The sequence below is a fragment of the Levilinea saccharolytica genome, assembly GCF_001306035.1.
GTDB lineage: Bacteria > Chloroflexota > Anaerolineae > Anaerolineales > Anaerolineaceae > Levilinea > Levilinea saccharolytica.
This window is the reverse complement of the sequence record NZ_LGCM01000028.1, coordinates 22,444-48,745: the sequence shown is the minus strand read 5'-3', so window position 1 is coordinate 48,745 and position 26,302 is coordinate 22,444. Positions and strand designations below refer to the sequence as shown.

Annotated in this window: 18 protein-coding genes; 12 read left to right on the top strand and 6 right to left on the bottom strand. The window is 59.2% G+C overall.

Going from position 1 to position 26,302, the window contains the following annotated elements:
- Positions 1–32: 32 nt before the first annotated feature.
- The 6 genes from ADN01_RS07385 to ADN01_RS07360 all read right to left on the bottom strand — a co-directional run bounded on the left by ADN01_RS07385 (position 33) and on the right by ADN01_RS07360 (position 9,130).
- Positions 33–1,115, bottom strand: a complete 1,083-nt coding sequence (locus tag ADN01_RS07385; RefSeq protein WP_075071043.1) for a PstS family phosphate ABC transporter substrate-binding protein — start codon at positions 1,113–1,115, stop codon at positions 33–35.
- A 175-nt stretch (positions 1,116–1,290) separates the two neighbouring features.
- Complete coding sequence (locus ADN01_RS07380) at positions 1,291–3,048, bottom strand: HAMP domain-containing histidine kinase (protein ID WP_062418752.1); 1,758 nt, start codon at positions 3,046–3,048, stop codon at positions 1,291–1,293.
- A gap of 4 nt (positions 3,049–3,052) precedes the next feature.
- Entirely contained in the window at positions 3,053–3,766 is a 714-nt protein-coding gene (locus ADN01_RS07375) for a response regulator transcription factor (RefSeq protein WP_062418751.1), read from the bottom strand.
- Complete coding sequence (locus ADN01_RS07370; RefSeq protein ID WP_062418750.1) at positions 3,759–4,982, bottom strand: glycosyltransferase family 4 protein; 1,224 nt, start codon at positions 4,980–4,982, stop codon at positions 3,759–3,761. Before ADN01_RS07370 ends, ADN01_RS07375 begins: the two co-directional genes overlap by 8 nt.
- Positions 4,983–4,997: 15 nt before the next feature.
- Positions 4,998–6,962, bottom strand: a complete 1,965-nt coding sequence (locus ADN01_RS07365) for a heparinase II/III family protein (protein WP_075071042.1) — start codon at positions 6,960–6,962, stop codon at positions 4,998–5,000.
- Positions 6,959–9,130 carry a bi-domain-containing oxidoreductase gene (locus ADN01_RS07360; RefSeq protein ID WP_062418749.1) on the bottom strand — a complete coding sequence of 724 codons (2,172 nt, stop codon included), beginning with the start codon at positions 9,128–9,130 and terminating at the stop codon, positions 6,959–6,961. Before ADN01_RS07360 ends, ADN01_RS07365 begins: the two co-directional genes overlap by 4 nt.
- A 207-nt stretch (positions 9,131–9,337) precedes the next feature.
- Between ADN01_RS07360 and ADN01_RS07355 the strand changes: the two genes are divergently transcribed.
- The 12 genes from ADN01_RS07355 to ADN01_RS07300 all read left to right on the top strand — a co-directional run bounded on the left by ADN01_RS07355 (position 9,338) and on the right by ADN01_RS07300 (position 26,301).
- A complete protein-coding gene (locus ADN01_RS07355) occupies positions 9,338–11,707 on the top strand; it encodes an O-antigen ligase family protein (protein ID WP_062418748.1) in 2,370 nt (789 codons plus the stop codon).
- Positions 11,704–13,983 (top strand): O-antigen ligase family protein, encoded by a 2,280-nt coding sequence (locus tag ADN01_RS07350; protein WP_062418747.1) that lies wholly within the window; start codon positions 11,704–11,706, stop codon positions 13,981–13,983. Before ADN01_RS07355 ends, ADN01_RS07350 begins: the two co-directional genes overlap by 4 nt.
- Positions 13,980–15,278: a lipopolysaccharide biosynthesis protein gene (locus ADN01_RS07345; RefSeq protein ID WP_062418746.1), complete on the top strand. Its 1,299-nt coding sequence runs from the start codon at positions 13,980–13,982 to the stop codon at positions 15,276–15,278. Before ADN01_RS07350 ends, ADN01_RS07345 begins: the two co-directional genes overlap by 4 nt.
- A gap of 1 nt (position 15,279) precedes the next feature.
- A complete protein-coding gene (locus ADN01_RS07340) occupies positions 15,280–16,377 on the top strand; it encodes a glycosyltransferase family protein (protein WP_062418745.1) in 1,098 nt (365 codons plus the stop codon).
- 137 nt (positions 16,378–16,514) lie between these two features.
- Positions 16,515–18,482, top strand: coding sequence for an asparagine synthase (glutamine-hydrolyzing) (gene asnB / locus ADN01_RS07335; RefSeq protein ID WP_062418744.1), 1,968 nt, complete (start codon positions 16,515–16,517; stop codon positions 18,480–18,482).
- Positions 18,483–18,493: 11 nt separating this feature from the next.
- On the top strand, positions 18,494–19,705 hold the full coding sequence (locus ADN01_RS07330; protein WP_062418743.1) for a glycosyltransferase family 4 protein: 1,212 nt from the start codon (positions 18,494–18,496) through the stop codon (positions 19,703–19,705).
- Between the two features lie 3 nt (positions 19,706–19,708).
- Complete coding sequence (locus tag ADN01_RS07325; RefSeq protein ID WP_062418742.1) at positions 19,709–20,890, top strand: glycosyltransferase family 4 protein; 1,182 nt, start codon at positions 19,709–19,711, stop codon at positions 20,888–20,890.
- 34 nt (positions 20,891–20,924) lie between these two features.
- Positions 20,925–21,674 carry a WecB/TagA/CpsF family glycosyltransferase gene (locus tag ADN01_RS07320; RefSeq protein ID WP_236690989.1) on the top strand — a complete coding sequence of 250 codons (750 nt, stop codon included), beginning with the start codon at positions 20,925–20,927 and terminating at the stop codon, positions 21,672–21,674.
- Positions 21,675–21,683: 9 nt separating this feature from the next.
- The gene (locus ADN01_RS07315) at positions 21,684–23,093 is read left to right on the top strand and encodes a sugar transferase (RefSeq protein ID WP_062418740.1); all 1,410 of its coding nucleotides are present in this window, start codon (positions 21,684–21,686) and stop codon (positions 23,091–23,093) included.
- A gap of 76 nt (positions 23,094–23,169) precedes the next feature.
- Entirely contained in the window at positions 23,170–23,904 is a 735-nt protein-coding gene (locus ADN01_RS07310) for a hypothetical protein (protein ID WP_062418739.1), read from the top strand.
- A 131-nt stretch (positions 23,905–24,035) separates the two neighbouring features.
- Positions 24,036–24,833, top strand: coding sequence for a YveK family protein (locus ADN01_RS07305; protein WP_062418738.1), 798 nt, complete (start codon positions 24,036–24,038; stop codon positions 24,831–24,833).
- Entirely contained in the window at positions 24,826–26,301 is a 1,476-nt protein-coding gene (locus ADN01_RS07300) for an O-antigen ligase family protein (RefSeq protein WP_062418737.1), read from the top strand. Before ADN01_RS07305 ends, ADN01_RS07300 begins: the two co-directional genes overlap by 8 nt.
- The last annotated feature ends 1 nt before the right edge of the window (position 26,302 follow it).

The following is a 26,302-nucleotide window of genomic DNA, read 5'->3' as shown; positions in this document are numbered from 1 at the left end:
CCGGCGGCCAGCCTCGACCCCATAAGGAGAAGTTATTTCAGAGCGTCGGCCAGGGCCTGTTGGGCAGCGGTCAGCGCTTCTTCCGAAGCGGGGAAGTAACCCACGTCGCCGATGACATCATTCACAAAGGTGAGGTAGTAGTGGATGAAACCGGCCACCTGGGGTTTGGATTTGAGGACGCCCGCATCCGAGTAGATGTAGAGGGGGCGAGCCAGTTTGTATTCGCCCGATTCGGCGGTTTCAAAGGTGGGGCTGACGCCGTTGATGGAGAGGGCTTTCAAATTGGCGGCTTCGGCCTGGTAGTAGGCGAACCCGAAGTACCCAATGGCGTAGGGGCTGCCTTCAATGCCTTTAACCAGAACATTGTCGTCTTCGGAGGTTTGCAGGTTCTTGGCGCTGAGCACGATCTTCTTGGCTTCGTCGAGCTTTTCGATCTTGGCAGGCTTCTGGATCACTTCTTCGACGAAGAAGTCAAAGGTGCCCGAGTCGGTGCCAGGGGTGAAGCGCAGGATGGGCTCATTGGGCCAGGAGGGATCCACATCCGACCATTTTTCGGCTTTATCGGAGAAGATGACGGCCAACTGCTCAAGAGTGAGGTCGGTGAGGAAGGTGTTCTCTTTACTGACGACCACCGAGAGGGCATCCGTGCCGACGCGGAATTCGATGGGGGTGCGGCTGATGGCTTTGCAGTTCTCGACCTCAGAGTCTTTGATGCCGCGGCTGGCATTAGCGATGTCGGATTCACCGCTCTTGCAGAAACGTTCAAAACCGGCACCGGAACCGATAGAGTCAATTTTGATCTCACCCGCGAAACCGTCGGCCTTGAATTGCTCAGCAACAGCTTCTGAAAGGGGATACACGGTGGAGGAACCAGCTGCGTAGATCGTTCCCGACAGGGCGGCGGGGTCCACTTCGGGCAGAATGCCGCTTTCCACGGGAACGGGCTCGGCGGTGGGTTCAGCCGGGGCGGCGGTGGGTTCAGCAGTGGCCGAGGTGGGCTGTTCCACTGCGGCGGGGGCCTGGGTGGGGGCGGGGGCGGCCGCGGGCTGGCATGCGGCCAGCAGCAGGGCGGTGATGATGAGGGCAAAGCTGACAAACTGGTAACGGCGTTTCATTGATTGTTTTCTCCTAAGTATTGGATGATTTTTCTGTCTTGATCACTATAGCGGGACGCGTTTAACGGATTGAGAGGATTTTGTTAACAACAGGTAAAGGAATGGTTTGAGAAAAGGCAAAAAAACACAGAAGCGCGCGGCTTCTGTGTTGAAGGCTTGAGGGTGAGCGGGTGGGTCAGGCGGTGGTTAAGGAGAAGTAGAAGGTGCTGCCCTGGCTCTGAACGCTGTCGGCCCAGATGCGGCCGCCGTGCAGTTCCACCAGGTGGCGGGCGATGGACAGGCCCAGACCGGTGCCGCCGCCGGAACGGGCGCGGTCGGCTTTGTAGAAGCGTTCAAAGATGCGGTTCAGACTGTCGGGGGCGATGCCCACGCCGGTGTCGCGCACGTAGAAGACCACCTGCTGCCCTTCGGAGTAAGCCCCCACCTGCACTTTTCCGCCGGGCTGGGTGAATTTGACGGCGTTGTGGATGAGGTTCACCAGAACTTGCTGCAGACGGGTGGAATCGGCCAGGACAGTGGGCAGGTCTGTGGGGGTGAGATCTTCGAGGGTCAGGCCGGCCCGTTCGGCCTGCAAATGCATGCGCTCTACGGCCGGGGCGGTGATGTGCTGGGGGAAAACGGCAGACCGTTCCAGCGGGACGCGCCCGGATTCGATGCGGGATAATTCCAAAAACTCCTGCACCAACTGGATAAGGTTGTCAATTTCTTGATCCATGCGGCTCAGGAAGCGTCGGGCGGCGGGGGGATCTTCGAGAGCGCCTTGATCCAGGGTTTCTGTGAGGGCCTTCAGCGAAGCCAGCGGGGTGCGCAGCTCGTGGGAGACGTTGCTGACAAAATCGCGGCGAACGGTTTCCAGGCGGCGCAGGCGGGTGATATCGGTGAAGACCATCAGGGTGCAGCCGGGCATGGCCGCGCCGAGGGGCGTGGCGGTGGCCTGGACGAAAAGACGTTCGGGGATGATTTCTTGAATGAGGGTTTTGGGCTCCTGGGCAGCGTGCGACCGCTGCCAGAGATCCACCAGATGATGGCTGCGCACGATTTCGATCAGGGTTGGGTTGGCGGGCTGCGCGTCCAGGTCGGCCTCAAACATGCGCGCGGCGGCGGGGTTGGAGAGCAGCACCTGGCCGCTCTCGTTGACAATCACGACCCCGTCGCTCATCTGATTGAGGACGATTTCCAGTTTAGAACGCTCAGTGCTGAGGGCTTCCAACTGGTTATTCAACTGGGTGGTGAGATGGTTGAAAGCACGGCTGAGCTGGCCGACTTCGTCCTGGCGGGCGGAGGGCTGAATGTTCTTTTGGCGCCCCTGGCTGATGGCCTGCACAGCCTGGGTGAGCTGGAGCAGAGGACGCAGGGCGGTGGCGGCCATAAGGGAGGCCAGCAGAATCACGACCAGACCGGTGAGGGCGGCGGCCGTGAGGATGCGGCTTAACACGCTGGACAGAGCCTGATTGACGTCATCCATGAGGACGGCCAGGCGGGCGACGGCGATGACCTGGTTCTGATACAGAACGGGGGCAGCCACATACAGCAGGTCTTTTTTGAGGGTGGCGCTGTAGCGGATCTGGTCATTTTCCTGACCAGCAAGGGCCTGAATGAACTCGGGGCGGTTGGCGTGATTATCCAGATCGGCGGGGTCTTTCCAGGTTTCGGCGGCGACTGAGCCGTCGGGCAGGATGATGGTGATGCGCGCACCGGTGAGTCGGGCGTTTTCGGCCATGAGTTGGCTGAGCTGCGGGTTGGGCAGCCCCTGGGCCAGCGGCGCGGCGGACTGCAAGGCCACCATGCGGACTTCGTGGTGTAAGTTGGCCCGAAAGGATTCCAGTGTGGAAGCGCGGATGTCGCTGTAAATATAGGCGCTGAACGCAGCCAGACACAAGGTGACGAGGGCGGCGGAATAGAGGATGACACGCAGGCGAAAAGAGTTGCGCATGATTTTAGCCCTCGAAGCGGTAACCGGCCCCACGCACGGTGACGATGCGGGAGGGGGTTGCGGGGTCCGTTTCGATTTTCTCGCGCAGCCAGCGGATGTGAACATCCACGGTGCGGCTGTCGCCGGTAAACTCCCAGCCCCAAACGCTTTCCAGCACGCGGTCGCGGGTGAGCACCTGGCCGCGGTGTTCGGCCAGGTAAAGCAGCAGCTCAAATTCTTTGGGTTTCACGGCCAGGGGCTGACCGTTGAGGCGAATTTCCCGGCGAGTCTGATCAATTTCCAGATTGGAAAAGACGAGCACTTTGGCTGGGGCTTCGGCGGGGGCTGTGGAACTGCTGAATTCTTCGCGCAGGATGCGTACGCGGCGCAGCAGGGCTTTGACGCGGGCCAGAAGCTCGCGCATGCTGAACGGTTTGGTCAAATAGTCGTCGGCGCCGACTTCCAGGCCCACTACCCGGTCAATTTCGTCATCGCGGGCGGTGAGCATGAGCACAGGGGTGGTCATTTCCTGGCGCAGAATGCGGCAGACCTCAAAACCATCTAACCCCGGCAGCATGATATCCAGCAGGATCAAATCGGGCTGAGTACTGCGCGCCTGGGTGAGGGCGGAGGGGCCGTCGCTGGCAAGCTCAACTTCGTAGCCCTGGCGGCGGAGGTTATAGGCGAGGGTTTCCTGCAGGGTTCGTTCATCTTCCACCACCAGGATTTTTTCAGGCATGCACCCTCCGCATTTCTTCTAATAACAGAGCTAGCTGGTCGGAGAGCACGGCGCGGTTGAAGTGAACGGAGACGTAGGCTCGTCCGGCCGCGCCCATGCGCTGGGCGGCTTGGGGGTCGGAGGCCAGGGTGCGGACGGCCTGGGCCAGGGCCTGGGGGTCGCCGGGCTGGGCAAAGACCCCCGCGCCGGCCTGATCCACCACCTTGCGAATTTCGCCGTCAATAGCCAGCACCACGGGTTTGCCCGCGGCGAGATAATCGAATACTTTGTTAGGATAGGTAGTTTTGTAGAGTTCGATGGGTTTGAGGATGGCCAGGCAGGCATCCGCGGCGGCCAGGACGGAGGCCATTTTCGTTTTGGGCACCGGCGGGAAGAAGGCCACGTTGCTGAGCTGGTGTTCGCGGGCGTAGGCCTGCAGGGCGGCTTTCTCTTTGCCGTCACCCACCAGGGCAAACAGGATATGGGGCTGATCGCGCAGCAGGTCTGCGCTTTGCAGGACGATTTCCAGGTCGTTGGAAAGGCCGTGCGCCCCGGCATACAGCACCACAAAGCGGCCGTCGAGGTGGTTGGCTTGCCGGAAGGGGTTGGGGCCAGGGACAGCCGGGAACATTTCGGGGTCAACGCCGTTGGGAACCAGTTCCACCCAACGCGCGCCCCGCTGGGTGACGTGATCCACGTACCCGGGCGAGTTGACCATGACGCGGTCGGCGCGGCGGTAGAGAAACTTTTCCAGCCAGAGGGACATGCGAATGATGAGGGGGTTCTTGAGCACGCCCACGGCGATGGCAAAGGCCGGCCAGAGGTCGCGAATTTCAAACAGGAAAGGGACGCCTTTCAGGCGGGCCAGCAGCCAGGCGGTGACGCCCTGGAAGATGGGCGGAGAAGTGCCCCACACCAGATCGACATGACGGACGCCCAGCCCCACCAGAAACGAGGAAAGCATGAAGCTGAGGAAGCTAAAAACGCGGTGGACGAAGCTTTTATGCAGGGCGGCATACGTGTAGGTGCGCAGAATGGTGATGCCCGGTTCGGGCTGGCTGCGGTCTACCCAGGCAGTTTTTTGCTGGCGCGATTTGCCGGTCAGATAAGAGACGGGCGAAGAGATGATGGTGACCTGATGGCCGCGAGCGACGAGGTAACGAGCCATTTCCACATGGCGCGTCCCGCCGGCTTCATCCAAAGCGGCAAATGCCTGGTGAACGATGAGGATATGCATATTTTGATTTTACCGTTAACCGGGGAAAAAGTCTGCTGCGGGTTGAGTTGGGGCGGGTGGAAGGATAAACTCGGTGGAGATGGTGAGAGGAGGCGGAGCAGATAGCTCTACCCGCAGAGAGAGGGCGGGCAGTTTATGCGCGTAGGTGGGGGAGAACCAGCCGTGATTGGGGAAGGAGCCGGCTGGGCCGCTCAGAATTTCACCGGCGCGGATGAGGCGCACCTGAAGAGGTGGGGGCGACTGCGGCTTCTCAGCCCAACAGCGGATGACCAGCGGCCCGTGGGTCAGGGAAAGGGTGAGTTCATTTTCGTTCAAGACCCAGGGCAAATCGGGAAGGAGCCAATGGACAACCGCCTGTACGGGGTTGATGGTGGCAGCAGGCAGGGGCAGCAGCTCGTCGCGGATGCGCCAGCCGGTGGATGTGCGCTGGAGGGTGCGCTGGTGGCGCAGCCCCAGGGCGCGGTAGGCGCTGTGTTCGGCCGAGATGGCGTCGGGGGAGGGGTTGGAGAGGATTTTGGCCTGATCCCAATCCAACCAGAGAAAGCGCCCGGCGCGGCGCATGGGTTCGAGACCGTTGAGGGTGAGGGTGTTGTGAACCGCGGCGGAGGCCAGGGCGTTTTGCCAGGGTGGGGGGGTGTTGTAGCGGAAAGTGCCGGCGTCCAGGGCGATGTTTTGCCCCTGGTGCCAGAGATCCACATGCAGCTGGTCGGCGTGGGCGGGACGGACGGAGAAATGCACTGCGCGCAGCAGAGCCCAATCCTGAGAGGTGCCCAGGCGGTGAACGGCGGGGGAGGTGAAAGCCTTGGGGGGCAGGGCGGGGGAGGAGGCGGACAGCCCCAGGCGCAAGGCCAGCTCATCCCAGGGGCCAGGGGGGAAGGCGGGCGCACCCAGGAAGGTGAGGGCAGCCGCCTGTAACGTTGGGCGGTAATCGCGGATGGAACTGGAAGCCAGCGGCAGGAAGAGCGCGCCGTCGTGATGGCCCAGGTTGGGGAGCTGACCGGAGGATGGGTCCACATGTGCCAGCAGCCAGCGGACGGCGGCGGCCAGGCGCTCCTTACATTCCGGGGAAAAGGCTTCCCCGTTGGCCGTCCCCAGGGCGTGCATCCACAGGGAAAGTTGGAGCATGAGGCGGTGGTAATTAACGGAATGCTGCCCGTAGGTTCCGTCGGGGGCAATTTGATCCAACAGGGCTTTTTGGAACTCGGCCCAGCCGCGGGCGCGCCAGGGGGCGTGCTGCAAGTACTGCCCGGCGGTGTACAGCCCGGCGGCCTCGGAAAGGAGGTGATTGTTGCGTTGGGCGCGGGCGTAGAGCAAGGTGGGGGGGATGCGGCGGGCGTGATCCCACACCGCGCCGGACAGGCTGTGCAGGCGGGCGGCGGTGGAATGGGGCGAGACAGCCAGGGCGCTGGCGGCGTAGACCCAGGCCATCAGGCGCAGGGCTACCTCCTGGGCGCTGGCCCATAGGGGACCCAGGTTGGGCGGGTTGTGGGTTTGGAAGGTCTCAAAGGCCTGCCAAAAGGCGGCGGGGAAGCGCTCATCCGCGCTGAGTTGGTAGGCGCGCACCAGGGTGAAGGCCCAGCCAAAGCGGGCAGGCTCCCACAGGTCTTTAATGTCCTGGGATGCTGGAAGGGGGTAGGCCTGCGACCAATGACGGAGGGGGGGCGGTGGGGTGAGGTTGAGGGGTGCGGGGTCGCCGCCGTAGAGGGCAAAACGACCGGCCAATAAGTCTTCGGCCTGAGCCAGGAGGGCTTTTTGTTCCGCCGGGTTAAGCAGGGCAGGGAAGTTGGGTGGGGGATCCGCAAACAAGGCCAGCGGACGGGTGATAAGGCCCGTTCCGCTGTGAGGTTGGGTGAGGGGGGTGAGTAGGCGGTAGAGGCCGCTTTTCACCCCCAGCTGATAGAGGGCGTAGCGCGCCGCAGCCAGGCCGCCCAGGTGCTGCACGGCCTGAAACGCGTCCTGAAGGCGGCGGACTGGGTTCATTCTTCCTGAATCGCTGGCAAAGCAACCGGGCGGCCTGTGGACAGCGATTCCACGGCGGCGAAGGTGGCCAGGGTGGTGCCCCAAATCTGCGAGTAGGGGATGGGCGGCTGTCCGCCGGTCTGCACCGCGCTGAGGAAGGCCTGCCACCCGGCCAGATGACCCTTATCCTGGCGCAGGCGGGAGCGAATCATCTGACGGCGGCCGTCGCGAACCAGCTCAAGCGAACGGAAATCATCCAGCACAGCCACTGCCCCAGCGGAGAAGACCTCTACGCGCTCCTTAGGAAAACTTTTATCCCCATTGGCCAGGTATTCGATGGTTCCCAAAGAACCGTCGGGGTAGCGCAGGTGAATGACAACATTGTCTTGATGGTAGCGGCCGTCATCGGGCAGGCTCTGCGTCCACACTTCGCTGGGGGATTGGCCGATGAGGAAGGTGAGGAAATCAAAGAAATGGCAGCCTTCGCCGATGATGCGCCCGCCGCCCACGGCGGGATCGTGCAGCCAGTGGGTGGAGGGAAGGAAACCGGCGTTGACACGGTAATGCACCACGCGGGGTTCATCCGGGGGTAAGAAGGCGCGCATCTGCTGGGCCAGGGGGGCAAAACGGCGGTTAAATCCCAAAGACAGCAGGGGGGTGTTAGGCGCACGCAAGGCCTCGGCGATCTCTTCCAGTTCGGCGGCGTGGAGGGCTAATGGTTTTTCACAGAAAACATGTTTACCTGATTTTAAGGCGCGCAGCACCTGACGGGCATGGTGATTGTGGCGGGTGAGCACGGCCAGAATCTGGATTTCGGGGTGGTCGAACAGTTCGTCTTCAGAAGAGGCGGCAAAGGCGTAGCCGAATTTTTCGGCAGCGTGGCGGGCGGTCAGGCCGCTGCCCGAGGCGACGCCCACCGGACGCACCCCCCCTGCCTTTTGAATGGTGGGGAGGAAGACGGCCGTGGCATAATTGCCGGAGCCGAGCACGCCGACCCCCGGCAGGGGGGAAGCAGACCCGCTTTGGACCCCCTTGGGCAGGGCGATGCGGCGCAGCGGCGCGGTTTCGGCATCCTGCGGGTAGGTGAGCAGCACGCCCAGGAAGGGTTGTTTGGTTTTGCCGGTGATCAGTTCGTAGGCGTCGGCGGCCTGCAGGATGGGGAAGCGGTGGGTGATGAGGGGACGCACATCCAGCGCTCCGGAAGCTAACAGATTCACCACGGATTCCAGATTGCGGCCTTCGGTCCAGCGCACAAAGCCGATGGGATAATCGCGCCCGGCTTCTTCGTAGCCCGGGTCGTAGCGGCCGGGGCCGTAGGAGCGGGAGACCTGGAAATGGAGTTCTTTTTCGTAATACACTTTTCGCGGCATGCCCAAACCGACCGCACCCACGGCGATGACGTTACCGCGGTCGCGGGCGATGGCGCCGGCCAGGGTGATGGGGTCGTTGGAGGCGGTATCGGCGCAGATGAGGACGTGATCAAACCCGCGCCCGTGGGTAAAGGTTTGAGCGGCGGCTTCGGCCTGAGGGCGGGCAACGGCGGTGAAGCCCATCTTTTGAGCCAGAGCCAACCGGTCGGGGGCCAGATCCACGCCAAATACGTGGCAGCCCGCGGCGCGGGCAATTCCGGCGGCGAGCAGACCAAGCAGGCCCATGCCGATGACGGCCACGCGGTCGCCAACCTGGGGTTGGGCCAGGCGAAAGCCGTGCAGGGCGATGGCGGCCAGGGTGGTGAAAGAGGCTGATTCAAAATCCACGGAGTCGGGCAGGCGCGCCATGAGGTTTTGGGGGACGACAACCCATTCGGCGTGGACGGCAAAACCACCGCCTGCACAGGCTACTCGATCGCCGACTTGAAAGCCTTCCAGTCCGCGCCCCACCGCGGCGATGGTTCCGGCGGAGGAGTAACCGAGGGGCATGGGTTGATCCAGGCGGTTGAAGGCGGCTTCGAGGGTGGAGAGCAGCCCTTCGCGGCGGGCCTTATCCAGCACCTGGCGCACCAGGTCGGGGCGGGAGCGGGCTTTGCCGACCAGACTCTTTTCGGCAAACTCAACCAGCATGCGTTCGGTGCCCGCCGAAACCAGGGAGGCGGCTGTGCGTACGAGGGCCGTGCCAGGGCGGACGGAGGGGGCGGGAACGTCGGTGACAACGGTTTTGCCGTCGCGGAGGTATTGGAGCAACTGCTTCATCGCAGAGTTTTTCCTTCCTGATGGAATTAGCCCGCCGGAGCGGCAGCTTGCTTCGATTATAGCCCAATTTTTACAGGGCCTATTATGCTGAGGGGAAGTTCAGGTATTACGGTTTTGTAAACCGGAGAAGAAAGGGTTTACTATATAATTGCTTAAGCAGCACTCCGCCGCCAGGGCGAAACATGCCCCAAAGGATCCGAGGTGATCATGGAAATTCCAACCCAGCCGTTGGCTGCCAACCGCTCGCCCTACTCAAAAATTTGGTGGGGATCCTTTGCGTTGGCGTTAGTGGGCTTGAGCCTGACGGTTTTGGCGGGCGGCATGGTATGGCGGGCGGCCTGGGGGGTACAGGTGGCGGGAACGGTGTTCACCGCGGTGGTGGGGGCGGGGTACGTGCTGTGGCGCAGCCTGACCCACCGCGCCAGCCTGCCGCGTTTGGGAATGGATTGGCCACTGCTGGTGGGGGGATTGGCGGTGATTGGGCTGTGGATTGTGACGCCGGATCCGCGCCAGGGGATGGGGCGGGTGAGCTGGCTGCTGGCGTATATGCTGATGTTTTATTTGTTCACGGACGCCTTCGATGTGGGTTTAGACCGCAGCGCGGTGGTGGCAGCCCTGCTCACGGTGAGTGGGGTGGTGGTGGGATTGGCCGCGCTGGAGACGTTTGCTCGCTATCAGGTGTGGTGGGGTCAGGTGGGCTGGGGGACGCAGCCGCCGTTTCCGTACCGCCTGGTTTCTATCCTGGGACATTCCAACGCTTATATGGCGTTTGCCAACCTGTGCGCACCGCTGGCTGCGGTGGCCTTTTTTACCTCGCCGCGCCGCACGGTACGAGTGTTGACGGCAGCCTGGCTGGTGATGTTTGCGCTGACGCTGCCGTTTTCTTCTTCGCGGGGGGGTTGGCTGGGTTTCGGGGCGTGGGCGGCGGCTTTGGGGCTGCTGTGGGGCTGGGAGAAGAAAGCATTCCGACCCTTGCGGCTCATGGCGCAGCGCACTCCGTGGCTGGCAGGCCTGGGCGGCGCAGCGGGGCTGGCGGGTTTAGGCGCGGCGGCCTGGCTGTTTTACCAGCAGTTTGCCTCGCACCCCACCCACGGCTCCGGCGTGCTCGGTTCGCGCAGCACGATGTGGCTGAACGCGCTGAAGATGTGGTTCTCGGACGTGTGGACGGGGGTTGGCCCGGGGCAGTTTGGGCTGGCGTATTTGAAGACGGACGCTTCCATTCCTCCGAACTATTGGGCGACCCATGCGCATAACCTGTTCATTCAAGCCGCCGCAGAGATGGGCCTGGTGGGCCTGGTGGCGGTTTTGGGCCTGGGCGCGGCCATTCTGCGCTGGCTGTGGCGAGCCTACCTGCACTGCGGCGAGCTGGAACGCCCCTGGGTGCGGGCGACCGCGGCGGCTGTGGCGGGTTGGGTGGTGGCTAATTTGGTTGATGACTTCACCCACTGGCCGGTGGTGATGATCCCGATGATTTTGATGATGGGACTGGCGGGAGCTTCCTCACGCGAGATGCGGACCCGCTGGGGCCTGCCCATCGCGACGGCCTTCATCCCCCTGACCGTGTTGATTGTGCAGTTGGTTTACGGCTTGTTTGGGTATGCGCCTTTGCTGCGCGGTCTGGATGCGGCCCGGCAGGGCAGCTGGCAGCAGGCGGCGGAATATATGAGCCAGAGCGCAAAGCGGGACCCCAATTTCCCCTTTTATTCCACCCAGGCGGGGCTGGCCTGGGCGGCGGTATGGGGGCAAGAACGGGCGGACGTTGGCCCGTTAATTGAGGCGCGTTTTTTCCTGGACCGCAGTCTGGACCTGAACGACAGCCCATCCTGGCTGTGGGCGGATCTGGCGGTGGTGGATTGGCACATCGGCATCCGTTCCCAGGCCTACGAGGCCATTGAACAGGCCCGCAAGATCGCCCCGCTGGAGCCGAGCTACGCGCTGATTCACGGGGTGTTCTTGGAGCGGGATGAAGTGCCAGACCTGGCACGGCGAGCCTATTGGGAGGCTTTGGATCGGGCGCGCGACTGGAGCGGACACCCATTTTGGCAGCAGACCGCGCTGCGCAGAGAAGTCATCCGCGATTGGCTGGCGGCCAACCCGGACCTGCCGCAGCCTTCGGGATACTGGCTGGAGGCGGTTGAAGCTGCTGAGGCAGGAGATTGGCCCACGGCGCACCTGCGTTTGCTGCAAAGCGAGTGGATAGGCGAGGACGCACTGGCGCATTGGGCAGGGCGAGCCAGGGTGGCGCAGTTGGAGGGGGATGAGGCTGCGTTTGTGACTGCGGCCGAGAAGGTTTTAACCGAGATGACTCGCGGAAATTTGCGCACGGGTTTCTTTGCGCAGACCTATTCGAACTGGCTGTATTTCCGGCGCGGTTTGGATATCGAGCTGGTGCCGGGGTATGCACGTTTGAATGCGGATGTGGGGCAGTACACGGCGGTGGAAGCCTTGTTTGACCTTTATCAGAATCAGGGCCAGTGTGGGGAAGCCATTCGCGTCTGGATGGGGCTGCAAGCCAGTAAGCAGGGGTTCACGCTGGATGAGATTCCGCCGATGCCGGCCTGTGAGGGATTGCCATGAAAGCTAACTTCTCCGGCTCGGCGGTTCGGTGGGGTTACCTGGCGCGTGAGGCGGTGCTGATTCTGGCGGGCTGCTATTTGGTGATGTTCGCCAGCACGCATAACGGCCTGGTGATGTACGAAGTGCTGATGGTGACCGCGGGGCTGCTGGCGTTGATCTGTGCCTTTTGGCTAGGGGCGGGCCAATACGGGCAGGTGCCGGTGCGGACGGCGGCGTTGGTATTTTTGGGAACGCTGGTGCTGAGCGTGATCTTCTCTGTGGATCCGCGGCGCTCGGCGGTGGAAGTGTGGCTGGCGGCGATTGCGCTGTTCTGGTTCTGGCTGGCGGCGGATTTGACGCGTCGCGGCTGGGGCGCGGAATTGATGAGCAAGGCCCTGCTGATTGTGGGCGCGCTGCCCATGCTGTTTGCGTGGGTAGAGGCGGGCACCTGGTACGCGCAGTGGGTGGCGTCCAGCGGTTCGTGGATCCCCACGGTGACCTACCGACTGCCGCTGCCCAATTTCTTTGGGGTGATCCTCAACGTGCTGCTGATGACCGCCCTGGCCCGGTTGGTGATGACCCGCTCGTGGGGCAGTAGAATCCTATTGGGGCTGTGGAGCCTGTCGGCGCTGGTCCTGATTTTCCTGACCTCGTCGCGAGGAGGCTGGCTGGGGACGGCGGCAGGCCTGGGGACCCTGGGGCTGCTGGTGGTGCGCGACCGGGCCGCGGACCTGGCGCGGGCGTGGAAATGGCTGCGGCAGCGGCGGACGATGCTGGTGCTTCTGACTGTGCTGGGCGCAGCGCTGCTTGCGGCGGTGGGGTGGATGCTGTATCGGCAGACGCTGCACCCGACGCATTCCCCGCTGTTTTCCTCGCGGCAGTACCTGTGGGCGCCCGCCTGGGAGGCTTTTTTGCGCTCGCCGCTGGTGGGCAGCGGGCCGTATACCTTCATTTACTTTTATCTAGCTAACGCATCCATCCCGCCGGAGACGCTGTTCGTGTATGCACACAGCATGTTTTTGGATGTGCTCAGCGGCAGCGGCCTTTTGGGGTTGGGGGCCTTTTTATGGATGCTGGCGGCCTTGGTGCGCTGGTTGTGGCGCGGGCTGCGCAGCGCACAGGGGTTTGAACGGGCAGCGATTTTGGGCGGCCTGGGGGCGCTGGCGGCTTTTTTGGTGCACGGCCTGGTGGACAGCGTGCATCACACCATTCCCACCAGCGCGTGGGCGGCAGCCTGGGTGTTGGGCACGGCGGCAGGCAGCTGCCCGGCGGGAGAAAGGGCGGTGCGCCGGACGCGCAGGGGGGTGGGCGTTGGGCTGGGATGGGTGCTGACTCTGCTGGCGGGGTTAAACCTGTGGCTGTTGACCCCCATGCAGCAGGGGGCGGCGGCGGCGAATGTGGGCGACTGGCGGCAGGCCGAGGCGCAGTTTGCAGCGGCGCTGGAACGCGACCCCCACCTTTCGGTGCTGCATGCCGACGCGGGCATGGCCCAGGCTGTGCTGGCGGCGGAGGGAGAGGCCGGGGCGATGCAGCGAGCATTGGCTTACTGGCAGCAGGCCGCAGCCATGGACCCGGCCTGGTCGGTGTACCATGCCAACCTGGGGGCGCTCTACGCAGCGGCTGGTCAGGGGAGCGAAGCAGAGGCGGAATGGGCGCTGGCGGTGCGTTACGCGCCGCGAAGTCCGCTGTTTTGGTGGAATTACGGCCTGGCGCTGGCCGGGCAAGGCAAAGAGGAGCAAGCGGGACAGGCCTTCGCAGAGGTGCTGCGGCTGGAACCGCGTTACGCCGAAGGGGAGCGCTGGGCCGCGGCAGGGGATACGGCTGCGCGGTCCCTGGCGGACTGGCGAGCTGCCCAAACCGCACCTGAGCCGGATCTGGCGGCTCTGGAGGCCGAAACCGCCCAGGGGAGCGGGGTGGTGGGGCCGTATTTGCAGTTGGCGCGGCGGTATTTGGACGCGGGACGCGTGCAGGACGCGGACCGCGTGGTGCAGCAGGCGGGGCTGGTGTTCATTCCCACCGATTTAGACCGGTTGGAGCTGGATTGGTTGCGGGCGGAGGTGCGGGCGTCCCTGGGCGACCCGGCAGAGGCGGCGCGCATGGGGCGGCAAACCCTGTCCGAGGCGCAGTCCTGGGGGGCCAACGGGCCGGGTTCGATGGGCAAGCTGGTGTACGCGCCGCTCATGTTCCGCCGCCCGGGCTTGATCCGCGACCTTGTGCCGCAGGTGAGCGTGCCAGGGCTGGGGCAAGCATGGGCTGAGCGCGCCGCTCAGGTGCAGGTCTGGGAGCGTGGGGAGTGAATCAGCTGAGGTTATTCCTACAGCGGATGTTCACATCGAAGTTTTTGGCGAACACGGCTGTTCTGGTCAGCGGTACGGCCGTGGCTCAAATCATTGGGGTATTGGTCACGCCGATTGTCTCTCGCTTATATACCCCTGAGATGTTGGGTCTGACCACCGTTTTTATTGGATTTATCAATTTTTCGTTGGAATTATCCAGCTTAAGGTATCAATTTTCCATTGTTGGAGCAGAAAGCCGTGAGGATGCACTGGATTTGACTTGGGGTGGGATGATAATCTCCATTTTTACATCCCTTCTCTTTACGGCTGGCTTGTATGCCTTGATCTCTTTTAACATTTTAGGGATGGGCGTTATCCCGAAATGGACACTATGGATCACAGCCCCAGTGATTGTTCTGGGGAGCGCAATGGCAAATTTGCGGTATTGGCTCATTCGAGAGAATGTTTTCTCGGTGGTCAGCCGGATATCGGTCTATCAATCCATTTCCAGGGCTGGGATGCAGATAGCCCTGGGTTTGCTGCGGCTGGGCTGGGTGGGGTTATTGTCTTCAGAGATCACAGGTAGGTTGGTAGGCTTGAATAAAATGGTTCAAAGCGCTGGGCCAGAGCTGCTGCGTCATGGGCGAGAGCGCCGATACTGGGATCTGTTTGGCACTTTGAGGCGATATGCCGCGTTCCCAATTTTTTCGATGCCCTCGGCTATCTTGGACACTTTGGGGGCCAGCCTTTTTCTGCCGATCGTGTTACAACTTTATGGAGTGTCGACGGCTGGAACCTTGAGTTTTGCGCAGCGGCTGGTATATCTTCCGGCTGGACTTGTGGCGGGAAGCGTGGCAGATTCTTTTCAGAATCGTGTTCGAGAATACAGTACCTCATCCCCGGCTCAGATACGCCCTTTGTTCCTGAAAACGACGGGAATGTTATTCTTGCTGGGGATCGTGCCTACTGCGGCGTTTATCGTGTTTGGACCGATCTGGTTTGGACCGATTTTTGGCACAGAATGGATACAGGCCGGCGTTTTTGCGGCGATTTTGGCCCCGTGGAGCGCAGCAACCCTGATGGTTAGTCCGGTGAGCCGGTTAATTTTTGTCTTGGGAGGGCAGCCCTACAAGCTGGTCTATGATCTCCTGGCATTCATTTTTACCCCAGCGGTATTATATGGATGCCATGCCCTGCATGTTCCCATGAACACCGCTTTTATACTCTTGACCGGCTCTCAGATCTTCGCCTACGGGGTTTATTATTACTTCCTTTTGTATATCCTTAAGCAATGGGAAAAACGACAAGGAATTTGATTTGAAAATCGCTTACCTTGCCCATTGGGACGCAAGCCGCGAAAGCGGTGTCTTGAAGAAAATTTACATGCAGGCCCGTGCCTGGGTGGGGCTTGGGAATACCGCGGGTATTTTTTTCTTGTCTCCGACGGAAACGCTGTGGCCCGGACTCGCTGGACTGCAAGTTGAGGCCGTGGCAAGGGGGAATGTTTACCAGCGCCCTCAGCGCGCTAAGCAGTTAACCGAGCGTATTCTGGGATGGAAGCCGGATTGCGTTTACATGCGTTTATCCACGTATTACCCTGCGTTTGAAGATTTGATGAAGGTGTGCCCTACTTTTTTGGAGTTAAACGACTCAGACCGCTTTGATTATCATATTGGCAGTTCCTGGTGGAAAAAAGTATATCAACGGGTGACAACACCGCGGCTGTTGAGCTTGGCCAGAGGAATAGTGTATATTGCCCAAGATTTTGCGGAACGAACAACTCAGCCGCACATCCCAAATCTAGTGCTTGGGAATGGGGTTGAGCTGGAGCGATACCCTGAATTGCCACCCCACAGCGGTGCCAGGCCGCGGTTGGTTTTTTTAGGCGATCCTCCAGCCTCTCGTGATCCGCTTTTGAATTTTATGGCGCACGACAAAATCCTCTTTTTGGCCCGCCAATTTCCTCAATGGGATTTTGACTTGATTGGTATGGAAAAACGGGATTTTGCGGAAGAATTGCCAGAGAATGTTCAGGCGCATGGATTTCTGACACAAGATCAATATGAACCAATTCTGGCTGCTGCGGATATTGGCATTGGTGTTTTAGGATTACATCGTAAAGGTTTAAATGAAGCCTCTCCTATAAAGGTAAGGGAATATCTTGCTTATGGGCTGCCGGTGATTTCTGGGCACCCGGATACTGATTTCTTGGGCGGGCGTCCGTTCCTGCTTGAATTACCAAATTATGAGAACAATGTGCGTAATGCGCTGCCAGTGATTGAGCAATTTGTCCTCACCTGGAAAGGAAAGCGGGTGAGGCGAGAGGAAATTCAACACGTATCGTGGAAAGAGAAAGAAGCCTTGAAGCTGCAATTCTTTCAGGAAAACCTTAGGCAGACATTCAGGTTACCATAAGGAAAATGTTCATCTTTTTCAGCATTCAAACGGAATCACCGCAGAAACGAGCCGATTCCCTGTCGTATGGGAAAATGAGTACTATCGTGTGTTTGAATTGCCTTAGGATTTTTTCAGTTCGTAGGAAGGTGTGATCTATGTGCGGTATCTTCGGGTTGTATTCCTCTCAAACCAGTGTGGATTTAAAAGCGTTTGAACGCTCTGTCAGCCTGATACGGCACCGGGGACCGGATGACGAAGGATATTTGCTTGCACAAACGCGGGGAGGCCCAGTAGTACACTGTGGCGGACAAGAAACCGACCGACATATGGCGGTGCAGAATATCCGCGATTATGAGGGATCTTATTTTAATTTAGCTTTGGGGTTTCGCCGATTAGCTATTTTGGATTTATCTCCGTTAGGCCACCAACCGATGTCTTGGGCCGATGAGCGTTATTGGATCGTGTTCAATGGCGAGATCTACAATTATCTCGAACTCAGGGATGAATTGATTGCTTTAGGGGAGCAGTTTCGGTCTTCTTCCGATACCGAAGTGCTCTTAGCTGCTTATGCCCGCTGGGGGGCGGGGGCATTAAGCAAAATGATTGGCATGTTTGCTTTTTGTATCTATGATCGAGAAGAACGAAGTTTATTCCTGGCGCGTGACTATTTTGGGATTAAACCGCTGTTGTATAGCTTTGAAAACGGCCGCTTTGTGTTTGGATCCGAATTAAAGGCGCTGCTGCCCTTTTTATCAGAAAAGAATATAAACCCCCCGGCGCTGCATGCGTACTTGCGTTACGGACTGACCGATTCCAATGAGGACACGCTTGTCGCAGGAGTTCATCATTTACTTCCAGGCCATTGGATGAAGGTTCAGTTGGATGAAGGGTTTGGTTTTCAGATGGCCCCATATTGGCAAATTGAGACTAGAACCCGAAGTGATATCAGCTTTGCAGATGCAGCTGAGGAATTGCGGCGGTTGTTTCTGCGGAATATTCAAATCCATTTACGCAGTGATGTCCCGGTTGGCGTGGCTTTATCCGGGGGGGTTGATTCTTCCTCTATCATCATGAGCATGCGGCACTGGATTGGAGAACGCGTACCCATTCATTCCATCAGCTACATTGATCCGCATCCCATCATTGGGGAAGAAAAATGGGTGGATATCGTTGCGGCGGCCAGCGGCGCCGAAACGCACAAAACGCGGGCTTCTGCTGACGATTTGGAACAAGACATTGACCACCTCATGATCAGTCAGGATGAGCCTTTTGGCTCGACCAGCATTTATGCCCAGCATCGCGTATTTCGATTGGCGCGAGAGGCGGGGGTGGTGGTGATGTTGGATGGGCAGGGCGCGGATGAAATGTTGGCGGGGTACCGCCCCTATTTTTCTGTGCGGGCGGCATCCCTATTTCGGCAATGGCAGCTTCTGGAGGGTTTTCGGTTTCTTGGTACGATTTTTCGGCGCTCCGAAGAAAGTCGTTTACGGATTTTATCGCGAACGGGTTCGTGGTTGATTCCACCTCAATTGCACCAGGCCGCGCGATCCTTGATTGGGGAAGAATTTTACCCGGATTGGATGAATCAAAGTTGGTTCGATCAGGCAGGCGTTCGACCAAAAGCACTGACAAATTACGTACAGGATCGCGAAGCGTTAAAGGCTTTATTGCTGCAAGCCGTGACCCAAATCAGCTTGCCGATGCTGCTGCGGTACGAAGATCGAAATTCAATGGCTGCCTCCATTGAATCGCGCGTGCCCTTCTTGACGCCGGATTTGGCCAATTTTGTATTTTCACTCCCAGAATCTTATATCCTTTCAAAGGATGCAGAAACCAAATCTGTGTTTCGCCAGGCGATGCGCGGACTGGTGCCGGATGTTGTGCTAGATCGTCGGGACAAAATTGGGTTTGCTACACCGGATGGGGAATGGATGCTGAAATCGCAAAAATGGGTGGATGGCGTGCTCTATGGTGAAAAAGCGCACCAGATTCCCGCATTACAGCTTAAAACTGTACACCAAAATTGGGAAGCCATCAAACGTGGGGAACGTCCGTTCGGGTTGGAAGTCTGGCGGTGGGTTAACCTTATTCGCTGGGGCGACCTGATGCAGATCTCATTTTAAGGGGAGACAAAATGAGAATTGTTCATCTAACGGACCACTATCAACCCTGGATGGGATATCAAGAAAGCTACCTTCCGCAAGAACAGCAGCGGATAGGTCACGATGTGTCCGTCATCACATCCAATCGCTACGCCAAAAAAGCGAAGAAACTGATTGAAGGTGGAAACCCAAAGCCCGGTACTTATTTCGAACAAGGGGTAAAAGTACACCGTTTGCCGGTGTGGTTTGAGCTGCCCACGCAGGCTGGTTATTTGCTGATGCGAGGCCTGCGCGATCAGTTGGCGGCCATTAAACCGGATGTGGTGCACTGCCATAATATTCTGCACATCACAGGTTTTTTGGCTGCCCTCTATCAACAAGAGCTAGGTTATGCGTTAGTTTATGACACCCACATGTCGAAGCTGAATGTTTTTCATGCCTGGGAATCCCCCTTGCGAAAACAAATTAAGGCATGGGTCTATAAGTTGGAAGCATGGATGACCCGTCCGTGGATACCCAAGCGGGCCAAACTTTTTGTGGCCATCGGAGAACCAGAGCGCGAGTTTGTTGAATGGGTATATGGTAAGTCTTGTCCGAAAGTCGAAATTGTGCGGTTAGGGGCGGACCATCGCAAAATTGACTTTCAATGGCAAGGGCGTCAAAAGATCCGGGCAGCATTGGGTTGGGACGAGAACACGATTGTGCTGGGGCACGCGGGGGTACTTCAACCATCCAAGCAGTGTGAAATGATTCTACAAGCGGCGGCGCAGTTACAATCCGAGAATACCGGGATTTTATTGATTGGACGAATAGATTCGGAGTATAAGGAAAAATTAGTTAAATTGTCCAGATCACTGGGGCTGGAGCAAAAACTGGTTTTCCAGGATTTTGTCTCTAAAGATGAATTGGCGGGCTGGTTGAGTACTTTTGATATTGGGATCTGGCCTGGGGATATGACCATCACAATTATAGAGGCAATGGCGGCGGGCCGTCCGGTGATTGCTGTCGGAACACCCTACAGTCAGGCTTTGATTGAAGATGTCGGTGCAGGTTATTTGTTTGAAAAAAACCAACAGGAAGAGCTAAACCGATTGGTTCAAGCATTTGTCTTCGAACCGGAAATGCGCTCTGTAATAGGACAACGTAGCCGATCTGCTGTGGAACTGCATTGGAATTGGGAGGTCATCGCGGATCAATTTGTTGGCTTGTATCAACAAGCGATCGAAGAGAACCGGAAGGGTTGAGCCATGCGGATCTTAATGGCGCATAACTTTTACCAACAACCGGGGGGTGAGGATGCTATATTTAACGATGAAGTAGATTTACTGCGTACATTTGGACATCCAGTTGAGACTTATACGGAGCATAACCAGCAGGTAAATGAAATCGGGTTGATGCAAACTGGGATCCGGACGGTATGGTCTGCACCTGCCAGAAAGGCATTGGAGGAACGGATTCGTACTTTTCGCCCAGATATTGTTCATTTTCATAACACCTTCCAGCTGATATCACCGGCTGCCTATGCAGTCTGCCAAGCGGCGGGCGTTCCGGTGGTGCAGACCCTTCATAATTATCGGTTGTTATGTCCGGCCGCGACATTTTTTCGAGCAGGCGGGGTTTGCGAAGCGTGCATGAAGTGGCCTTTTCCGTGGCCGGCCGTACGATATCGCTGTTACCGCAGCAGCTGGAGCGCGAGTGGGGTAACCGCCGCGATGTTGTCTTTTCACCGTCTGTTAAAGACCTGGGAAAAACAGGTGGACCGTTTTATTTGCCTAACGTCGTTCGCTGCTCAGAAATTTATTGAGGGCGGTTTACCCTCGGAAAAGTTAGCCACTGTGCCTAATTTCATTATGAACGACCCAGGTGTGGGCAGCCGACGCAGTCCCTATGTTTTATTTGTGGGGCGGCTGACACAGGAGAAAGGCGTGGAAACCCTACTGAACGCACTCGACGCATTTCCTGCTGGATGCACCTTGAAGATTGTGGGAGACGGACCCTTATCAGAATTGGTCTCCAACGCGGTAGAAAATCACGGCAATGTTCAATGGATGGGAAGGCGATCTCCGCAAATGGTTTTAGATTTGATGCGTCAGGCAGCGTGTCTGGTTTTTCCGAGCATTTGGTATGAGGGTATGCCGAGAACTTTGATTGAAGCCTTCGCAACTGGTACACCGGTGATCAGCACAGATTTGGGCGCAATGCCTAGCATGATTAAGCCTGGGATTCATGGGTGGCTGGTGCCGCCAGGCAATAGCGAGGCATTTGCTGAACGCGTGGGGTGGATGACGGCTCATGAGGAGGAATCTGCTCAGATGGGAGAGAACTGCCGTCAGGAGTACCTGCAAAAATATCAGGCGCGGGACCATTATGAAGCGATCCTGCGTGTTTATCAGGAAGTTATTCAGGTAAGGAGAGCTGATGGGGTCTGATGACGAGAAGGGGCCTCGGGTTATGATACTGGGGGTGCCTATTGACCCCATTGACATGCCAGCAGCCCTGGCGCGCATGGGGGCATGGATCGCGGCGGGGGAGGCGCAGTATGTGTGCTGCGCACCGGCGCACGCGGTGATGGAATGTGTGGATCATCCGGAGCTGCGCACCGTGTATGAGCAGAGCGGCATGACCACGCCGGACGGGATGCCGATGGTGTGGCTGTGCCGCTGGTACGGATACACCGGCACTCAGCGGGTGTATGGGCCGGATTTGCTGCTGGCGGCCTGCGCCGAAGGGTTGGAGTGCGGCTGGCGGCATTATTTCTACGGGGGCGCGCCTGGCGTGGCTGAGGGGCTGGCCGAACGGCTGCGCGAACGCTTCCCTTCTATCCAGATTGTGGGGGTAGAATCGCCGCCGTTTCGTGCGCTGAGCGCCGAAGAGGACGCCCAGGCGGCAGAGCGCATACGCAGCTCAGGAGCGGACATCGTTTGGGTGGGGATCGGGTCGCCGCGCCAAGAGCAGTGGATGGCGGCGCACCGCGGGAAGGTGGGCGCGCCGGTGTTGGTGGGGGTGGGGGCTGCTTTCGATTTTCTTTCGGGGTGCAAACCACAAGCCCCGCGCTGGATGCAGCGCAGCGGGTTGGAATGGCTCTTCCGCCTGGCCAGCGAACCGGGACGACTGTGGCGGCGGTATGTGTTGGGGTATCCGCGTTTTGTGGTGTTGGTGGCAGCGCAGCTTTTGCGCGGGCGAAAAGCCAACCAGCGAACGCTGGAAAAGTGAGGACGACCTATGTTCCGTAGATTTTCAGCCAATTTTGCGCTGTTTTCCATGGCGTTGGACGGGCTTATGATTGCCCTGACGCTGTATGTGTCGGCTAAACTGCGTGTAGACATGAGTACATTGCCGCTGGTGCGGCCGGTGGAAGATCCGGTGCAGCTGCCCTGGCTGCTGTATTTTGTGTTTCCTGCGCTGTGGGTGGGGATTCTGGTGTTGTTTTCGGTGTACGACGGCCGCCGCAATCTGCGGGTGAACGATGAGATGGGCAGTCTGGCGTTAGGCTCGCTTTTGGCGACCATCTCGATGGCGGGGATTTTGTTCCTGACCTTTCGCGATATTTCGCGGTTTTTATTCATTTTTTTCGCGGTCGAAGCCTTCATGATGCTGGCGCTGTGGCGCCTGGTGATTCGCGCGGCCTGGCGCAGCAAAGTGATCGGAAATATCCAGGTACGGCAGGTTTTGGTGTTGGGTGCGGGTACGGTGGGAAAGCGGGTGCGGCAGCAGGTGGATTCTTTACCGCATTTGGGCCTGGCTTTTGCGGGTTTCTTGGACGACGACCCCAGCAAGCGCGCGGAAGAAGGGGTGTTGGGCGGGCTGGAACAGGTGCGGCAGGTGGTGAATGAGCGGCAGGTGGACGACGTGGTGGTGGCGCTGCCGCGCTCGGCTTATGCTGCGTTGACCCGCGTGGTGACGGAGCTGCACGATTTACCCGTGCGGGTGTGGGTGGTGCCGGATTATTTTTCACTGGCGCTGCACCGCGCCACGGTGGAAGAGTTCGCCGGGCTGCCCATGATGGATTTGCGCGCGCCTGCCTTGAGCGAATATCAACGGATGATGAAACGTGCTTTTGATTTGATGCTGACCCTGACGGTGATGCCGTTTGTGCTGCCGGTGATCGGGGCGGCGGCGCTGGCGATTAAGCTGGACGACGGCGGCCCGGTGTTTTACCGCCCCAAGCGCGTGGGAGAGAACGGGCGTTATTTCGAGATGATCAAATTCCGTACGATGGTGGTGAACGCAGAGCAGCTGCGGCATCTAGTTGAGAAGACCGACGAGCAGGGGCGGCTGGTGTTTAAGCACGCGGCCGATCCGCGCATCACGCGGGTGGGGAGATTTTTGCGGCGAACGAGCCTGGATGAGCTGCCGCAGTTATTCAACATTCTGAAGGGCGAGATGAGCCTGGTGGGGCCGCGCCCCGAGCAGCCGCATCTGGTGGAAAAATATGAACCCTGGCAGCGCAAACGGTTTGCCGTGCCCCAGGGTCTGACCGGTTGGTGGCAGGTGAACGGGCGCAGCGATAAGCCCATGCATTTACACACGGATGAAGACCTGTATTATGTGCAGCATTATTCCATTTGGCTGGATTTGCGCATTTTATTGAAAACGGTATGGGTGGTTTTGCGCGGTAAGGGCGCCTATTAGGCACAAGGCGTGCAACCCTGCTGGGGGTATAATCTTTTTAACGACACAGCATTTTGACCGCATGGGAGGGTTTGTTATGAGACGCTTGGGGTGGTTGGTGATTTTAGGGGTGATGGTCAGCACGGCCTGCGCGCTGCCGTTTGGGGTGACGCTGCCGTTTGGAAAAGCAGATACGCAGCCCGCCGCCGCGGCGGCAGACGTGGTCATGGCCACCCAGGTTTGCCCAACCTGCGCGGCGGTGACCTGCCCGGATTGCCCCACGGCGCAGCCTTGCCCGCCCACGGTCACCGTGCCGGCGCTGACCGATACGCCGACGGTGAAACCCTCGAAAACGCTGACCCCGACCAAAACCAAAAAACCGCCGACGGCCACAGTGACCTTTACGGCCACCAATACCAAGCGGCCCACACGCACGGCCACTGCCACGTCTACGCCGGAATATGCGCTGCAAGCTGGAAACCCGCTGTATCTGCGTAATTTTGCCCACCCGGATCAGGAATGTACCTGGATGGGGGTAGCCGGGCAGGTGTTCAACAAGAACAACCAGCCCATGAACAATGTGGTGGTGGTTGTGGAAGGCTTTTTGGGTGATCAGGCGGTGGACGCGGTGGGGTTGGCTGGGTTGGCTCCGGCGTACGGCCCCGGGGGGTATGAGGTGACGCTGGCCAACCAACCGACGGCCTCAAAGCAGACCCTGTTTATCTCTCTGTATGATCTGAGTGGGCAGCCGCTTTCTTACCTGACGGCTTTTGACACCTACTCGGAATGTGAGAAAAATTTGATTCTGATCAATTTTAAGGCGCAGAAATAGACACACAGCCGCTTTGAACTCCAAAGCCCCTGCGCAGGCGGGGGCTTTTTGATGGGCTACATCAAGGTATAATGTGGTTCATAACCAAGGAAACAACGGCCTGATCAACAGCGGTGAAGTTGAGGGAATTCATGGAACAAGGCGTGGTCGTGCAGGAAAAAGTGATGCAGATGGTGCGAAGCTGGTGGCTGGTGACTGCTTGTATGCTGTTGGGGGCGGCGGCAGGCTGGGGAGTCGGCCGAGTGCAGACGCCGGTCTATCAAGCCGCGGCGGAGATTACCGTATCGATTGACTTTACTCGCACGGGTGCGTTGACGGACGCGGAAGAGGATTTTGCTGTGGGGGTGGTGGGTGATTTGATCCAATCAGACACGGTTTTTGAAACTGTGTTTCAGCAGGCCCAGGCCGCGTACGGCGAATTGGGCCGCGAGGCTCTGCGCCAAAGACTGAGCGCCGACCGCTACTACAACGTCTGGCGCATGCGCGCCTGGGATGAAAACCCCCAACGGGCGGCTGACCTGGTGAACGCATGGGGGCAGGCAGCTTACACCGCGCTTTCGGAGGCGGTGGGCCATGCCCAGACCGCTTACCAATGGGAAACCTATTTGGATGGACTGACGGGCTGTGTGGGCCAGTCGGTGGGGGTGGAACCAGCCCCGGCGGAATGCCGCCAATGGGAATTGGACGAATTGCAGAACGAAATTCAGCGGGTGGGGCAGATTCTGCGCGCAGAAAAAGACGCTGCTCAGGGGATTGTGCCATGGAGCGCATATTCTGAGGTGCGCCAGGCGGAGGTTCCCACCGTCCCCATGCGCGGCACGACGGCTGTGCTGATGGTGTGCGGGGCGCTGTTGGGCGCGCTGGCTGGAATCGCGTGGGTGTGGAGCGGCTTAGGAATGTCGGCGCGGCGAGGGCAGACCCGTGGTTAAGCAAGCGGGACGGCTGCTGCTGAACGCTGGCTGGGCGGCGATGATTCTGCTGCTGCCGGTGACCAGTATGCCGCTGGTGGTGCGCCTGGTGGGGTCTGACGCTGTGGCGGCGCCCTCTGGGCTGATTTTGCTGGCCCTTGTGGTGGGTTGGCTGATTCCGTCCTGGCTGCGGGGTGGGCGGCTGCCGTGGACGGCTGTGCCGCTGGTGGCGTTTGTGGGGGTGGCATTGGGGGTAACGCTGCGGGCTGTCTTTGTGGAACTCCCTGGGTATAAGGGAATTTCAGCCCTGCGTAATTCGATTCAAGCGGTGCTGACGCTGGGGGTGGGTGTTTCGTTCTATCTGGCGGGCAGCGCCTGGGGGCAGCGGCGCGACCGGTTGGGCACGGCGCTGCGCTGGATCAACTGGAGCGGGGCAGTGGTGATCCTGTATTGTTTGCTGCAGGCGGGTATGTGGCAGTTTAACCACCGCTACCCCCAATGGATGAAAGATTTTCACGATCTGTATTCCATTGGTCCGCTGTACCGCCAGCGGGTTTCTGGTTTCACTTTGGAACCTTCCTGGTTAGCAAACCAGTTGAACTTGCTGTATTTGCCCATCTGGATTGGGGCGGTGGTGACGCGCCAATCGGCCCACAAACTGCGCTGGGGCAAATGGATTGCGGAGGACGGACTGCTGGTGGGGGGTGTGGCGGCGCTGGGGTTAAGCCTTTCGCGGGTGGGACTGTTGGCTCTCTTCTTGTTGGTGGGCTACGGTATGCTGCTGTGGAATGTGCGTTTGGCGCGTAAAATCCAAGAGAGCTGGCAGCGCAGACATGCATCCGGCGGGCAGGCGCGCTGGGTGCAGGGAGCCGTGCTGGGGGGCATGGCTGTGGTGTATGCAGGGGCGCTGCTGGGTTTGGGGTGGGTGCTGAGCCGTCTGGATCCGCGCATGGCGCAGCTGTTCCAATTTGAATTAGGCAGCGAAAACCCTCTGCTGCGGTATGCAAACCAACTCATGTTTGCGGCGCGCATGGTCTATTGGCAGGCGGGCTGGGGTGTTTTTACAGCACACCCGTGGTTGGGTGTGGGGTTGGGGAACGCCGGTTTTTTCCTGCCGGATACATTGCAAGGGTATGCGCACGGCCTTTTTGAGGTGCGCGATTTGCTGTACCGCAGCGGATCTTTATTGAATATCAAGTCCATCTGGGTGCGGCTTTTGGCCGAAACTGGCATTGTGGGTTTTTCGGTGTTTATCAGCTGGCTGGTGAGCCTGTGGTTTGCCACGCTGGGATTGGTGCGGCAGCCGGACCGGCAACTGCGCATGATTGGATGGGTTGGCCGGTTGGTGATCCTGGCGTATCTTGTGGAAGGGTTCAGCGTGGACACGTTTGCTTTCCCATACCCGTGGCTTACCCTGGGGTGGGTCAGCGGCGCGGCCCTGATTGCGGCGAAGGAAGAAAATGACATCGCCGGTTCATCTGTAACATAAT